Source organism: Oceaniglobus roseus (genome assembly GCF_002869745.1).
Lineage (GTDB): Bacteria > Pseudomonadota > Alphaproteobacteria > Rhodobacterales > Rhodobacteraceae > Oceaniglobus > Oceaniglobus roseus.
Genome location: NZ_PNOS01000023.1, coordinates 18,239 through 31,588 on the forward strand (window position 1 = coordinate 18,239; position 13,350 = coordinate 31,588).

Annotated in this window: 12 protein-coding genes and 1 tRNA gene; 6 read left to right on the forward strand and 7 right to left on the reverse strand. The window is 70.1% G+C overall.

Annotated elements, in window-relative coordinates:
• Positions 1-2: 2 nt before the first annotated feature.
• Together A7B20_RS12410 and A7B20_RS12415 are read left to right on the forward strand one after the other, a co-directional pair.
• A complete protein-coding gene (locus A7B20_RS12410) occupies positions 3-1,325 on the forward strand; it encodes a GH1 family beta-glucosidase (protein WP_102108904.1) in 1,323 nt (440 codons plus the stop codon).
• Between the two features lie 22 nt (positions 1,326-1,347).
• Positions 1,348-2,322 carry a glucokinase gene (locus A7B20_RS12415; RefSeq protein ID WP_102108905.1) on the forward strand — a complete coding sequence of 325 codons (975 nt, stop codon included), beginning with the start codon at positions 1,348-1,350 and terminating at the stop codon, positions 2,320-2,322.
• A gap of 34 nt (positions 2,323-2,356) precedes the next feature.
• Here the strand turns inward: A7B20_RS12415 and denD are convergent, their stop codons facing one another.
• From denD to A7B20_RS12440, 5 genes are all read right to left on the reverse strand, one after another.
• A complete protein-coding gene (gene denD, locus A7B20_RS12420; RefSeq protein ID WP_102108906.1) occupies positions 2,357-3,340 on the reverse strand; it encodes a D-erythronate dehydrogenase in 984 nt (327 codons plus the stop codon).
• 69 nt (positions 3,341-3,409) lie between these two features.
• Positions 3,410-4,507: a mandelate racemase/muconate lactonizing enzyme family protein gene (locus A7B20_RS12425; RefSeq protein WP_102108907.1), complete on the reverse strand. Its 1,098-nt coding sequence runs from the start codon at positions 4,505-4,507 to the stop codon at positions 3,410-3,412.
• A 24-nt stretch (positions 4,508-4,531) separates the two neighbouring features.
• Positions 4,532-4,613: transfer RNA gene (locus tag A7B20_RS12430), tRNA-Leu, on the reverse strand.
• A 50-nt stretch (positions 4,614-4,663) separates the two neighbouring features.
• Positions 4,664-5,206 (reverse strand): tetratricopeptide repeat protein, encoded by a 543-nt coding sequence (locus A7B20_RS12435; protein ID WP_102108908.1) that lies wholly within the window; start codon positions 5,204-5,206, stop codon positions 4,664-4,666.
• Between the two features lie 156 nt (positions 5,207-5,362).
• Complete coding sequence (locus A7B20_RS12440) at positions 5,363-5,821, reverse strand: Lrp/AsnC ligand binding domain-containing protein (protein WP_102108909.1); 459 nt, start codon at positions 5,819-5,821, stop codon at positions 5,363-5,365.
• A gap of 112 nt (positions 5,822-5,933) precedes the next feature.
• Between A7B20_RS12440 and putA the strand changes: the two genes are divergently transcribed.
• The 3 genes from putA to A7B20_RS12455 are packed head-to-tail and all read left to right on the forward strand — an operon-like array spanning position 5,934 to position 10,530.
• Entirely contained in the window at positions 5,934-9,365 is a 3,432-nt protein-coding gene (putA, locus tag A7B20_RS12445) for a bifunctional proline dehydrogenase/L-glutamate gamma-semialdehyde dehydrogenase PutA (RefSeq protein WP_102108910.1), read from the forward strand.
• A 44-nt stretch (positions 9,366-9,409) separates the two neighbouring features.
• Positions 9,410-10,144, forward strand: a complete 735-nt coding sequence (locus A7B20_RS12450; RefSeq protein ID WP_102108911.1) for a rhomboid family intramembrane serine protease — start codon at positions 9,410-9,412, stop codon at positions 10,142-10,144.
• Positions 10,141-10,530, forward strand: a complete 390-nt coding sequence (locus tag A7B20_RS12455) for a GFA family protein (protein ID WP_102108912.1) — start codon at positions 10,141-10,143, stop codon at positions 10,528-10,530. The genes A7B20_RS12450 and A7B20_RS12455 overlap by 4 nt, the downstream gene beginning before the upstream one ends.
• Positions 10,531-10,615: 85 nt before the next feature.
• On the opposite strand, the gene A7B20_RS12460 is transcribed toward A7B20_RS12455, so the two are convergent.
• Together A7B20_RS12460 and A7B20_RS12465 are read right to left on the reverse strand one after the other, a co-directional pair.
• Positions 10,616-11,401, reverse strand: coding sequence for an inositol monophosphatase family protein (locus A7B20_RS12460; RefSeq protein ID WP_102108913.1), 786 nt, complete (start codon positions 11,399-11,401; stop codon positions 10,616-10,618).
• Between the two features lie 69 nt (positions 11,402-11,470).
• Complete coding sequence (locus tag A7B20_RS12465) at positions 11,471-12,391, reverse strand: LysR family transcriptional regulator (protein WP_102108914.1); 921 nt, start codon at positions 12,389-12,391, stop codon at positions 11,471-11,473.
• A gap of 89 nt (positions 12,392-12,480) precedes the next feature.
• On the opposite strand from A7B20_RS12465, the gene metF reads away from it, so the two are divergent.
• Entirely contained in the window at positions 12,481-13,347 is an 867-nt protein-coding gene (gene metF, locus A7B20_RS12470) for a methylenetetrahydrofolate reductase [NAD(P)H] (RefSeq protein ID WP_102108915.1), read from the forward strand.
• The last annotated feature ends 3 nt before the right edge of the window (positions 13,348-13,350 follow it).

Here is a 13,350-nt window from a genome sequence, read left to right on the forward strand (position 1 = left end):
CCATGACCTTCACGCGCAAGGATTTCCCCGACGACTTCCTGTTCGGCGCCGCCACCTCCTCCTACCAGATCGAAGGCCACGCCCAGGGCGGCGCGGGGCTGACCGAGTGGGACACCTTCGCGAGGACGCCCGGAAACGTCCTGAACGCCGACGACGGCGCGCGGGCCTGCGACCACTACAACCGCTGGCCCGAAGACCTGGACCTGATGAAGGAAGCCAATTTCGACGTCTACCGCTTCTCGACCAGCTGGGCGCGGGTGATGCCCGAGGGGACCGGCGCGGTGAACCAGGAGGGGCTCGACTTCTACGACAGGCTGGTGGACGGGATGCTGGAGCGCGGGCTGAAGCCCGCCGCGACGCTCTATCACTGGGAACTGCCGGTGACGCTGGCCGACAGGGGCGGCTGGCGCAACCGCGAGATCACCGAGTGGTTCGCCGGCTTCACCGAGGTGGTGATGAAGCGCCTCGGCGACCGCGTCTGGTCCGCCGCCCCCATCAACGAGCCCTGGTGCGTCGGCTGGCTGTCCCACTTCCTCGGCTTCCATGCGCCGGGCCTTCGCGACATCCGCGCCACCGCCCACGCCATGCACCACGTCATGCTGGGCCACGGCCGTTCGCTGGAGGTGATGCGCGGCCTCGGCATGAAGAACCTCGGCGCGGTCTGCAATTTCGAGTACGCGACGCCGGTGGACGACAGCCCCGAGGCGCAGAAGGCCGCGAAGCTCTACGACGGTTACTACAACCGCTTCTTCCTGTCGGGCCTGTTCAACCGCGCCTATCCCGCCGACGTGATGGAGGGCCTCGGGCCGCACATGCCGAAGGGCTACGAGAAGGACTTCGACATCATCTCGAAGCCCTTGGACTGGCTCGGCCTCAACTACTACACGCGCAAGATCATCGCCCCGAACGACGGCCCCTGGCCGAGCCACGAAGAGGCGCCGGGACCGCTGCCGAAGACCTCGATGGACTGGGAGATCTTCCCCGAGGGCCTGCACGCCTTCCTCAAGCGCACCCACGACGCCTATACCCGCGGCCTGCCGCTTTACGTCACCGAGAACGGCATGGCGAATTACGACAAGGTCAGCGGCGGCAAGGTGAACGACCAGGCGCGGATCGACTACCTGAACGCCCATGTCGCCAAGGTGAGGCAGGCGATCGACGAGGGGATCCCGGTGAAGGGCTATTTCACCTGGTCGCTGATGGACAACTACGAATGGTCCCGCGGCTATGACCAGCGGTTCGGGCTGGTCCACGTGGACTTCTCCAGCTTGCAGCGCACGCCGAAAGCGTCCTATCACGCGATGAAGGCCGCCCTGGCCCGCTGACCCCTTCGGCCCGAGGTGCCCCATGTCCGACAGCCCCGCTGACCCGCTTTCCATCGTCGCCGACATCGGCGGCACCAACACCCGCGTGGCCCTGGCGCGGCGCGACGTGGTGGACACCGCCAGCATCGAGCGGTTCCGAAATGCGGAGCACCGGGGGCTGGAGGAGGTGCTGCGCGCCTATCTCTCGCACCGCGGCAACCCGGCCGTCGCCGCCGCCTGCGTGGCGGTTGCGGGGCCGGTCCACGACGGCCACGCGGCGATGACGAACCTCGACTGGAGGATGGACAAGACCACGCTGGAGCACGCCACCGGCGCCACCACCGTCGCGCTGCTGAACGATCTCCAGGCCCAGGGCCACGCGCTCGACCACATCGACCCGGACAACCTGCGCCTGATCGTCGAGGGCCCGGAACCCGGCCCCCACGCCGCGAAACTGGTGATCGGCGTCGGCACCGGCTTCAACGCCGCGCCGGTCTACAACACCGACACCGGCCGCTACGTCCCCCCGGCCGAGGCGGGACACGCCAACCTGCCGCTCCGGACCGAGGCCGACTTCCGCCTCGCCCGCTTCATCGAGACCACCCACGGCTTCCCGGCGGTGGAGGAGGTGCTGTCGGGCCGCGGCCTGTCCCACGTCTATGCCTGGCTCGGCCACGAGGTGGGCGACGACAGGACGGCGGACGCCGCCGCGGTGATGGCGGCGCTGAAGGCCGGAACCGACCCCCGCGCCCGCGAGGCCACCGAGATCTTCGTCAGGATGCTCGGGATGGTGGCGGGCAACTTGACGCTGGAAACCCTGCCCTTCGGGGGCGTCTACCTGATCGGCGGAGTGACCCGCGCGATCACGCCCTACCTCGCCGAGATGGGCTTCGCCGCCGCCTTCCGCGACAAGGGCCGGTTCGGCCCGTTCCTCGAGCAGTTCTCGGTCTCGGTGGTCGAGGACGACTATGCCGCCCTCGTCGGCTGCGCGGGCCACCTCGACGGCCTCATGCACTGAGGCGCGGGCGGGGGCGCGCCGGGGCGCCGCAGGCTCAGACCTGCCCGCCCAGCTCGTCCTCGATGTGCACCCGGATGATCTCGTCGAAGCTCGTCTCGGCGGTGAACCCCAGCGCCTTCGCCCGCTCCGGCGCGAAATCCCGCGGCCAGCCGTCGACGATCTTCATGATGTCGGCGTCCGGCTCGGACCGGATCAGCGCCACCGCCTTCTCGCCCGCGACGCGGCGCAGCGCCTCGATCTGCTCGGCCACCGTGGCCGAGAGCCCCGGCATGTTCAGGCAGCGCCGGTGATCGAGCGCGGCGGTGTCCATCGTCGCCGCATGGGTCAGGAAGCCGACCGCCGCCCGCGGGCTCGCATGCCAGTGGCGCACCGTGTCGGGCACCGGCAGCACCGCCGCCTTGCCGACCAGCGGCTCGCGCAGGATGTTCGAGAAGAAGCCCGAGGCAGCGAGGTTCGGCTTGCCGGGCCGGATGCAGATCGTCGGCAGCCGGATCCCCACGCCGTCGAAGATCCCGCGCCGGGAATAGTCGTTCAGCAGCAGCTCGCCGATCGCCTTCTGCGTGCCGTAGGAGGTCTGCGGCGTGCGGTGGAACTCGTCCCCGATCTCGGCCGGGAAGGGCGCGCCGAAGACCGCGATGGACGAGGTGAAGACGACCCGCGGGACATAGGCCCCGCGCGCACCCTCGGCGCGGATCGCCTCGAACAGGTGCCGGGTTCCGTCGAGGTTGATGCGGTAGCCCTTGTCGAAGTCCTTCTCGGCCTCGCCCGAGACGATGGCGGCCAGGTGGAAGATCACGTCCGGCCGAAGCGCCACCAGCGCCGCCGCCGTCCCCTCGGTCCCGAGGTCCGCCACGTGGACCGAGGCCGAACCGGTGAAGCCCGCGGGAACCTCCGGCGCCACCACGTCCACCAGCGTCAGCTGCGCCACATCGCGCCCGCCAAGCCCCCCGGTCGCCGCGATGGACTGCGCAAGCTTCCGCCCCACCATCCCGGCCCCGCCGATCACCATCACATGCATCTGCCTGCCCCCTGTCGTTCGGCCCGACCCTAGACCGCCCTGCCGACAAAGGACCAGAGCGAAACGGCCTCAGTGCGCCAGAAGGTCCGCCGCCGCGAGCTTCTCCCAGTCGAAGCTGACGCCGATCCCCGGCGCATCGGGCGCGACGGCCCGGCCGTCCTCGATGACCAGCGGGCGGTGGGTGTAGGCGTCGATCGGGAAGGAATGCACCTCGATCCAGCCGCCCCGTCCCTGGCCTGCCACCAGCGAGCAATGCAGCTCCTGCATCCCGTGGCTGCACACGGTGATCCCGGCGCGGTTGCCCAGCTCCGCCGCCGCCAGCCAGCCGGTTATGCCGCCGCAGTTCGAGGCGTCGGGCTGCAGGAAGGACAAGCGCGCCCGGTCGCAGGCATGGCCGAACTCGTGGACCGTGTGCAGGTTCTCCCCCATGGCGAGCGGCATGTCCGTGGCTTCGGCGATCCGCGCGTAACCGTCGTAGTCGTCGGGGATGATCGGCTCCTCGAACCACAGAAGGTCGAAGGGTGCGAAGGCCCGCGCCGCCTCGATCGCGCGCTCGACCGACATCGAGAAGTTGGCGTCGACCATGAACGCCCGCTCCGGCCCGATCAGGTCCCGTACCGCGGCGATCCGCTCCAGGTCCTCCTCCAGCGTCGGCTGGCCGATCTTGATCTTCACCCCCGCCGCCCCCTGCGCGAGGTAGCCGCGCACCGAGTCGAGAAGCTTCGGCAGCGGGAAGGCCAGGTCGATCCCGCCGAAATAGGCGTTGCACGTCCGCCCCGCGCCCCCCGCCATCTGCCAGAGCGCGCGCCCCTCGCGCCGCCCCTTCAGGTCCCACAGCGCAATGTCGAGCGCCGAGATCGCGAAGGACGCGATCCCGCCCCGCGCGACGTAATGCACGTGCCCCTGCATCCCCTCGTGAAGCGCGCCGATGTCCTCCGCATCGCGGCCCAGAAGCCAGGGCGCGAGGTCGTGCTCGATCATCGCGCGGATCGCGAAGCCGCCCTTGCCGCCGGTATAGGTGTACCCGGTGCCTTCCGACCCGTCCGCCAGCCGCACCGTCGCCGTCACCAGCTCGAAATGGGTGTGATCGCCGTGCATGGCATCCACCAGCACCTCGGCCAGCGGCACGTGGAACAGCCGCACCGAAATCTCCGCAATCCTCGCCATCGCCACCCCCGACCGCTTCACCCGTAGGGACGGGGGGACTCGAACCCCCACGACCGGTGGCCTGCAGATTTTAAGTCTGCTGCGTCTACCATTCCGCCACGCCCCCACGGTCCCTGACTAGGACCACGGGCCGACGCGTTCAAGCCGTTCCGCGTGTCAGAGCTTCTGTCCCGGAGGCTCGACCAGCAGCCCCCGCTCGGGCAGCCAGGGGTTCAGCTCCAGCGCCTGGCGCAGCACCGACTGCGCGGCGACGTTGCGCCCGAGCCCCATCAGCGTCAGCGCCATCCCCGCCAGCGCCGCCACATGGGTCGGCGACAGCTCGATCGCGCGCTCGAGGTCGGTCAGCGCGGTGCCGTAGTCCTGGCGCAGGAAATTGACGAAGGCGCGCTGGTTGTAGCCCTCCGCGTAAGCCGGACAGTAGGCGACAAGCTCGTCGAAGGCGGCGATCGCGGCGTCGAAATCGGACTCCCCGCGCCGGCGCATGCCGCGGTCCAGCATCTCCTGCGCCCGCGCATCCGGCGCCGTGGCCCAGAGCGCCCACATCGCGTTGCTGACCTGCCGCCCCTGAGCCTCGTTCGGCGCCGCCCGCGCCGCGTCGAACAGCTCCGCCAGCGCCGCCGTCTGGTCCGGCGGCGGCGGGCAGTCCGCGGCGGCCGCGAGGGGCCACGCCGCAAGCAGGGACAGGGCAAGGGCTTTCATTCCGCGATGCTTTCCCGCGCCCGATCCACCTGTCAAGTCACGCCGCCGTCACCGTTCCCCCGCCCCCATCTTTGCTTCTTAAATATCCTCAGGGGGAGGCGCGCAGCGCCGGGGGCAGAATGCCCCCTCCCCGCCCGCCGCAGGCGCAAGGCGGAGTCAGAGCGCCGCGTCCTTCACCGCCTGCATCGAGACATAGGTCGAGGTCTGCGCGACATAGGGCAACGACGAGATCCGCTCGCCAAGCACCGCGCGATAGCTCTGCATGTCGGCGGTGCGGACCTTCAGCAGGTAGTCGAAGCTGCCGGCGATCATGTGGCACTGCTCGATCTCGCCCACGCCCTGCACCGCCGCGTTGAAGGCCGAGAGCGCCGCCTCGCGGGTGTCGGTCAGCTTCACCTCGACGAAGGCGACATGCTCGCGCCTCAGCCGCACCGGGTCGAACAGGGCGCGGTAGCCGGTAATCACGCCCTCGGTCTCGAGCCGCTTCAGCCGCGCCTGGGTCGGCGATTTCGACAGCCCGATGCGCCGTGCGAGGTCGGTGGCGCTGATCCGCCCCTCGACGGCCAGCACCGCCAGGATCGCCCGGTCGAACCGGTCCAGCCCCGTCTCGTCCATTCGGACCGTCTCCGCACTCAAAATCAGGTCATCTTCCCGAGATTTGACGATTTGCGGGCGACCGTCACGGGAAATCTGCGCTATCCTGAGGGAAATCGCATCGGAGACGCCCATGCCCCGCGACACCGCCCACTCCCCCGACCTTCCCTTCGCCGCCGAGAAATACGCCGATGCCGACGCCGTGCTTGCCGGGCTGGTCGACACCGCCGCGCTGTCGCCCGAGGAGCGCGCGAAGATCGCCGCCGACGCCGCCGACCTCGTGCGCCAGATCCGCTCTTCGGCGAAGCCCGGGCTGATGGAGGTGTTCCTGGCCGAATACGGGCTCTCGACCGAGGAAGGCATCGCGCTGATGTGCCTGGCCGAGGCGCTGCTGCGGGTGCCCGACGCCGAGACCATCGACGAACTGATCGAGGACAAGATCGCGCCGTCGAAATGGGGCAGCCACCTCGGGAAATCCTCCTCCTCCCTCGTCAACGCCTCGACCTGGGCGCTGATGCTGACGGGCAAGGTGCTGGAGGAGGACCGCCCCGGCCTCGTCGGCACGCTGCGCGGCGCCGTCAAGCGGCTGGGCGAGCCGGTGATCCGCACCGCCGTCGCCCGCGCGATGAAGGAGATGGGCCGCCAGTTCGTCCTCGGCGAGGACATGAAGAACGCGATGGAGCGGGCCGCGAAGATGGAAGAGCGCGGCTATACCTATTCCTACGACATGCTGGGCGAGGCGGCGCGCACCGCCGCCGACGCCTCGCGCTATACCACCGCCTATTCCCGCGGGATCGACGCCATGGCGAAGGCGGCGACGAAAGGCGACATCCGCACCAACCCCGGCATCTCGGTCAAGCTCTCGGCGCTGCACCCCCGCTACGAGGTCGCCAAGACCGAGCGGGTGCTGGAGGAGCTGGTGCCGCGCGTGCGCGCCCTCGCCCGCCAGGCCGCCCGCCTCGGCATCGGCTTCAACATCGACGCCGAGGAGGCCGACCGCCTGACCCTCTCGCTCCAGGTGATCGAGAAGGTCCTGGCCGACCCCGAGCTTCAGGGCTGGCACGGCTTCGGCGTCGTCGTCCAGGCCTACGGTCTGCGCGCTGGCCCGACGCTCGACTGGCTCCACGCGCTGGCCACCCGGCTCGACCGGAAAATCATGGTGCGCCTCGTGAAGGGCGCCTACTGGGACAGCGAGATCAAGCTGGCGCAGACCCTCGGGATGCCCTCGTTCCCGGTCTTCACCGCGAAGCCCGCGACCGATGTCAGCTACATCGGCAACGCGCGGAAGCTTCTCGGCATGACCGACCGGATCTATCCGCAGTTCGCCACCCACAACGCCCACACCGTCGCCGCGATCCTGCACATGGCGACGGACCGGGACGCCTTCGAGTTCCAGCGCCTGCACGGCATGGGCGAGCGGCTGCACGACATCGTGCTGGAGCAGGAGAAGACCCGCTGCCGCATCTACGCCCCCGTGGGCGCACACCGCGACCTGCTGGCCTACCTCGTGCGTCGGCTGCTCGAGAACGGCGCCAACTCCTCCTTCGTGAACCAGATCGTCGACGAGGACGTGCGCCCCGAGGAGGTCGCCACCGACCCGTTCACGCAAGTCGAGCGCAAGGCGCCGGTGCGCCCTGGCACCGCGCTCTTCCCCTACCGCGCGAACTCGAAGGGCTGGGACCTGTCCGACGCCCCCACGCTGGCCGGGATCGAGGCCGCCCGCGCGCCCTTCGCCGAGGCGGAACCCGAGGCGGCGCCGCTCCTCGCCGGGGAGGCGGCGCCGGATGCGGCGAAGCCGATGCTCAGCCCCACCGACGGGCAGGCCGTCGGCACCGTCCGCAACGCCTCGTCCGCCGATGTCGAGACGGCGCTGGCCGCCGCGCGGATGTGGACCGCCACGCCGCAGGACCGGGCGGCCACGCTGAACCGCGCCGCCGACCTCTACGAGGAGAACTACGGCGAATTTTTCGCCCTCCTCGCCCGCGAGGCCGGGAAATCCCTGCCCGACTGCGTCAGCGAGGTGCGCGAGGCGGTGGATTTCCTGCGCTACTACGCCACGCAGATCGCCGCGCTGACCCAGCCCGCGCGGGGCACCTTCACCTGCATCTCGCCCTGGAACTTCCCGCTCGCCATCTTCACCGGCCAGATCGCCGGGGCGCTGGCCGCGGGGAACGCCGTGCTGGCGAAGCCCGCCCAGCAGACGCCGCTGATCGCCCATGCCGCGGTGAAGCTCCTGCACCGGGCGGGCATCCCGCGCGAGGCGCTGCAACTGCTGCCCGGCGAGGGCGATGTCGGCGCCGCGCTCACCTCCGATCCGCGGGTGAACGGCGTGGCTTTCACCGGCTCGACCGCGACGGCGCAGAAGATCCGCGCCGCCATGGCCGCCCACATGGACCCCGGCGCGCCGCTGATCGCCGAGACGGGGGGCCTGAACGCGATGATCGTCGATTCGACCGCCCTGCCCGAGCAGGCGGTGCGCGACGTCATCATGTCGGCCTTCCAGTCGGCCGGCCAGCGCTGCTCGGCCCTGCGCTGCCTCTACGTGCAGGAGGACATCGCGGAAGACTTCACGAAGATGCTCTTCGGCGCCATGGACGAACTGACCCCCGGCGATCCCTGGGAACTGTCCACCGACAGCGGCCCCGTCATCGACGCCGCGGCGAAGGCCGGGATAATGGAGCACATCGCCGAGGCCCGCGCCGAGGGCCGGCTGCTGAAGCAGGTGGCGGTGCCGAAGACCGGCCATTTCGTGCCGCCCACGGTGATCGGGGTGCCGGGCATCGGCGCGCTGAAGCGCGAGATCTTCGGGCCCGTGCTGCACATCGCCACCTTCGGTGCCGAGGAGATCGACAACGTCATCGACGCGGTGAACGCCACCGGCTACGGCCTGACCTTCGGGCTGCACACCCGGATCGACACGCGGGTGCAGCACGTCACCGACCGGATCCGCGTCGGCAACATCTACGTCAACCGCAACCAGATCGGCGCGGTCGTCGGCTCCCAGCCCTTCGGCGGCGAGGGGCTGTCGGGGACAGGGCCGAAGGCCGGCGGGCCGATGTACCTGCCCCGCTTCACCGCCCCCGCCGCCATCGCCGCGCGCGGCGTAGCGGCCTTGGGCCAGGCCGACATCGCCGCCCTGTCGGAGGCGCTGCGCAAGGCCACGACGCCCGCCAAGGGCCAGCCGCGCGAACTGCCGGGGCCGACCGGGGAGAGCAACCGGCTCTCGGTCCACCCCCGCGCGCCGATCCTCTGCGCCGGACCGGGCGAGGCCGCGCGGAAGGACCAGGCGGCGGCGGTGCGCGGTTTCGGCGGCATCCCGGTCGTCGGCGATGTCACCGCCGGGGCGCTGACCGCCCTGCCGAACCTCGGCGGCGTGGTCTGGTGGGGCGATGCCGACACCGCCCGCGCCATGGCGCAGGCGCTCGCCCGGCGCGACGGGCCCATCGTGCCGCTCGTCACCGGCGCCGTCACCGTCAACGACTGCGTCCACGAACGCCACCTCTGCGTCGACACGACGGCCTCGGGCGGCAACGCGGCCCTGCTGGCCGAGGCGGGCGCGGCCTGATCGACCGTTGACGGCGGCCGGGAACATGGGCAAGCCTCGCGCCCATGTTCCCGCTGCGCGACCACAACCCGTCCCTCAGAACGCCGTTCGTGGTCTATGCCCTGATCGCGGCGAACGTGCTGGTGTTCCTGTTCACCCTGTCGCTTGGCGATGACGTGCGGGCGCTGAACGCGCTTTACGTCAACTACGCCCTGATCCCGGCGATCAACGATCCGCTGACCTACGTCACCTCGCAGTTCATGCACGGCGGGCTGCTGCACCTCGGCGGCAACATGCTGTTCCTGTGGATCTTCGGCGACAACATGGAGGACGAGATGGGCCATCTGCCCTTCCTCGCCTTCTACCTCGCGGGCGGTGTGGTCGCGGGGATCGCCCAGACCCTCTCGGCGCCGGGCTCGGAGATCCCGATGGTCGGCGCCTCGGGCGCCATCGCGGCGGTGATGGGCGGCTACCTGCTCCTGTTCCCGAAGGCGCGGGTCGACGTGCTGATCATCCTCGTGATCTTCTTCCGCATCTTCCCGATCCCCGCCTGGATCGTGCTGGGCGCCTGGCTGGCGCTCCAGACCTTCTCCGGCATCAGCGCGCCCGGCGATGCGGGCGGCGTCGCCTACTGGGCCCATGTCGGCGGCTTTGTCGCCGGACTGGTGCTGGCCCTGCCGCTCTGGCAGCGGCTCGGCGGTCCGGGCTTCTGGAAACGCACCGCGGGCCGCCCGCCCCATGCCGAGGCGCGGTACCGCTATTCCCCGACCTCGATCCCGAACGTGCGGCGGCGGCGATGAATTGGTCCGGAACGCCCCTGCGCGTCACCTGCCACTGCGGCGCGGTGGAACTCAGCGTGGTGCTGGAGCACGGCCTCGCCGACGCCGCCCGCTGCGACTGTTCGTTCTGTTCGCGGCGGCAGGCGGCGGCGGTCACGGCGCTGCGCGGGAACGTCGAGATCGTCAAGGGCGCCGACCGGCTGACCACCTACAGCTTCGGCACCCACACGGCCAGGCACCACTTCTGCAGCGTCTGCGGCATCTACACCCACCACAACCGCCGCTCGGACACCGACGAGGTCGGGATCAACGCGGCCTGCATCGAGGGCGTCGACATCCGCGCCCTCGGCGAGATCCCGTGGAACGACGGCGTGAACCATCCCTCCGACCGGAGCCAGGATGGGTGATATCACCCATCCTGCCGCCGCGCCGCCGCGGAGGGTCCGAAGGGGTCAAACGTAGGATGGGTGATATCACCCATCCTGCCCGCGCTCAGCCGCGCACGAGCTTCAGGAAGCCGTCGAACATCGCCTCGTTGGCGCAGACGATCTCGCCGTCCTCGACGATGTCGCGCCCTTCGCGCACCGGTGCGACGAGGGCGCCCGCCTCGCGGCAGATCAGAAGGCCGGCCGCCACGTCCCAGGGCTTCATCCGCCGCTCCCAGTAGCCGTCGAACCGCCCCGCCGCGACATAGGCGAGGTTCAGGGCCGCCGCGCCCCAATGGCGCACGCCGGCGGTCGCGGGCATGACGCGGCCCAGTTCCCGCAGCACCTCGGGCAACGCGGGCGAGCCGGAATGGGGGATGCCGGTGGCGAAGACCCCCTCGATCAGCGCGCGGCGTCCCGAGACGCGGACGCGGCTTTCGTTCATCCAGGCGCCGCCGCCCTTCTCGGCCACGAACATCTCGTCCTTGGCCGGGTCGAACACCAGGGCCGAGACGATCTCGCCCTTGTGCTCGAGCGCGATCGAGATGCACCAGTGCGGCAGCCCGTGGAGGAAGTTCGTCGTGCCGTCCAGCGGATCGACGATCCAGCGCCGGGTCGGGTCGGCCCCCGCCTCCTCGGCGCTCTCCTCGGCCAGCCAGCCATAGTTCGGCCGCGCGCCCATCAGCTCGTCGCGGATGATCTTTTCCGCCGCCAGGTCGGCGCGGCTCACGAAATCGCCCGCGCCCTTCACCGAGACCTGCAGGTTCTCCACCTCGCGGAAGTCCTTGACCAGGGACCGCCCGGCCTTCCGCGCCGCCTTGATCATAACGTTGAGATTTGCACTGCCCTGCATCACGCGCCCCAGCCTTTGAAAATCAAGCCCGCCTCTTAGGTCAGGGGCGCGGGTTTGCCAAGGGCCGCGTCACCCGGCGGCCGTCCCCTGCCGCTGGAGCTTCACCGGCTCGGTGCGTGCCAGCCGCAGGAATTGCGACATGTAGGGCAGCGTCGTCTCCTCGCTGCGCGTCGCGGCGTAGAGACGTTTCGTCAGCCCCGCCTCCGTCACCCGCCGCGTCACGTAGTCCGAGTGATAGCGCACCTCGCGCACCACCCAGTCGGGCAGCACCGCGACGCCGCGGTTCGAGGCCACCAGCAGCAGGATGACCGCGGTCAGCTCCACCTGCCGGATCGCGCGCGGCTCGACCTTCGCGGGGGTCAGAAGCTCGGTGAAGACGTCGAGGCGGGAGCGGTCCACGGGATAGGTGATCAGCGTCTGGTCGCGGAAATCCTCGGCCACGACGAAGTCCTTCGCCGCCAGGGGATGCTGGGCCGAGGCGACGAACACCGGCTCGTAATCGAAGAGCGGCGTGAAATCGACGCCCGGCAGCGTCTCGGGATCCGAGGACACGACAAGGTCCACCTCCTCCTTCTGGAGCGCGGGCAGCGCGTCGAAGGCGAGGCCGGGGCGGATGTCGACGTCGACATCGGGCCAGGCGTGGCGGAACTTCTCCAGCACCGGGAACAGCCATTCGAAACAGGCGTGGCACTCGATGGCGATGTGCAGCCGCCCCGCCCGCCCCGAGACCAGCCCCCGGAACTCGTCCTCGATCGCCTCGATCTCGGGCAGGATCCGCTCGGCGAGCCGCAGGAGCTTCATCCCCGCCGCCGAGAGCCGCAGCGGTTTCGAGCGGCGCACGAACAGCTCGACCCCCGCCTGGTCCTCCAGCCCCTTCACCTGGTGCGACAGCGCGCTCTGGGTGATGTTCAGCACATCCGCCGCCCGCGCCACCCCGCCCGCATCGTGGATCGCCTTGATCGTGCGCAGGTGGCGAAACTCGATATGCATGTCCGCCTCATGAAGTTGATGAGAATTATGAATTGGTCTCACATACGGAAATCCGTCACAAGGGGATCAACCTTTCAAGGACCGGTCCCATGAACGCCCCGCGCATTTCCTTCGAATTCTTCCCGCCCCAGTCGCTCGAAGCCTCGTTCCGTCTGTGGGACACGGTGCAGACCCTCGCCCCGCTCGAGCCGCACTTCGTCTCCGTCACCTACGGCGCCGGCGGCACCACCCGGCAGCTGACCCACGAAGCGGTGACGACCATCGGCAAGAACTACGGCCTGAACGTCGCCGCCCACCTGACCTGCGTCGACGCCACCCGCGAGGAGACGCTGGCCATCGCCGACAGCTACGCGAAGGCCGGCGTGACCGAGCTCGTGGCCCTGCGCGGCGATCCCCCCAAGGGCTCGGGCGCGTTCAGGCCGCACCCCGAGGGCTTCGCCAACTCCGTCGAGCTGATCGAGGCTCTGGCGGCGACCGGCAACTTCCGCATCCGCGTCGGCGCCTATCCCGACCGGCACCCCGAGGCGGCGGACGCGCAGGCCGACATCGACTGGCTGAAGCGCAAGATCGACGCGGGCGCGCATTCCGCCATCACCCAGTTCTTCTTCGAGGCCGAGACCTTCCTGCGCTTCCGCGACCGCTGCGCCGCCGCAGGCATCACCGCCCCGATCATCCCCGGCATCCTGCCGATCGAGAACTGGAACGGGGTCAAGCGGTTCGCCGCGCGCTGCGGCACCGAGGTTCCCCAGTGGCTGGACGACGCCTTCGCCGCCGCGATCCGCGACGGGCGCGAGGACCTGCTGGCCACCGCGCTCTGCACCGAGCTCTGCACCGAGCTGATGGAGGAAGGGGTGGACGAGCTGCACTTCTACACCCTGAACAAGCCCCACCTGACCCGCGACGTGGCCCATGCCCTTGGCGTGACGCCGAAGCTGGTGCTTGAGAACGTCGCCTGATCG

Excerpts from the sequence above, each read along its gene's own strand:
- A7B20_RS12410 (WP_102108904.1), top strand. The coding sequence starts at position 3 with ATGACCTTCACGCGCAAGGATTTCCCCGACGACTTCCTGTTCGGCGCC.
- A7B20_RS12415 (WP_102108905.1), top strand. The coding sequence starts at position 1,348 with ATGTCCGACAGCCCCGCTGACCCGCTTTCCATCGTCGCCGACATCGGC.
- A7B20_RS12455 (WP_102108912.1), top strand. The coding sequence starts at position 10,141 with ATGAATTGGTCCGGAACGCCCCTGCGCGTCACCTGCCACTGCGGCGCG.
- A7B20_RS12460 (WP_102108913.1), bottom strand. The coding sequence starts at position 11,401 with ATGCAGGGCAGTGCAAATCTCAACGTTATGATCAAGGCGGCGCGGAAG.
- A7B20_RS12440 (WP_102108909.1), bottom strand. The coding sequence starts at position 5,821 with ATGGACGAGACGGGGCTGGACCGGTTCGACCGGGCGATCCTGGCGGTG.
- A7B20_RS12435 (WP_102108908.1), bottom strand. The coding sequence starts at position 5,206 with ATGAAAGCCCTTGCCCTGTCCCTGCTTGCGGCGTGGCCCCTCGCGGCC.
- A7B20_RS12425 (WP_102108907.1), bottom strand. The coding sequence starts at position 4,507 with ATGGCGAGGATTGCGGAGATTTCGGTGCGGCTGTTCCACGTGCCGCTG.
- metF (WP_102108915.1), top strand. The coding sequence starts at position 12,481 with ATGAACGCCCCGCGCATTTCCTTCGAATTCTTCCCGCCCCAGTCGCTC.
- A7B20_RS12450 (WP_102108911.1), top strand. The coding sequence starts at position 9,410 with ATGTTCCCGCTGCGCGACCACAACCCGTCCCTCAGAACGCCGTTCGTG.
- putA (WP_102108910.1), top strand. The coding sequence starts at position 5,934 with ATGCCCCGCGACACCGCCCACTCCCCCGACCTTCCCTTCGCCGCCGAG.
- A7B20_RS12465 (WP_102108914.1), bottom strand. The coding sequence starts at position 12,391 with ATGCATATCGAGTTTCGCCACCTGCGCACGATCAAGGCGATCCACGAT.
- denD (WP_102108906.1), bottom strand. The coding sequence starts at position 3,340 with ATGCATGTGATGGTGATCGGCGGGGCCGGGATGGTGGGGCGGAAGCTT.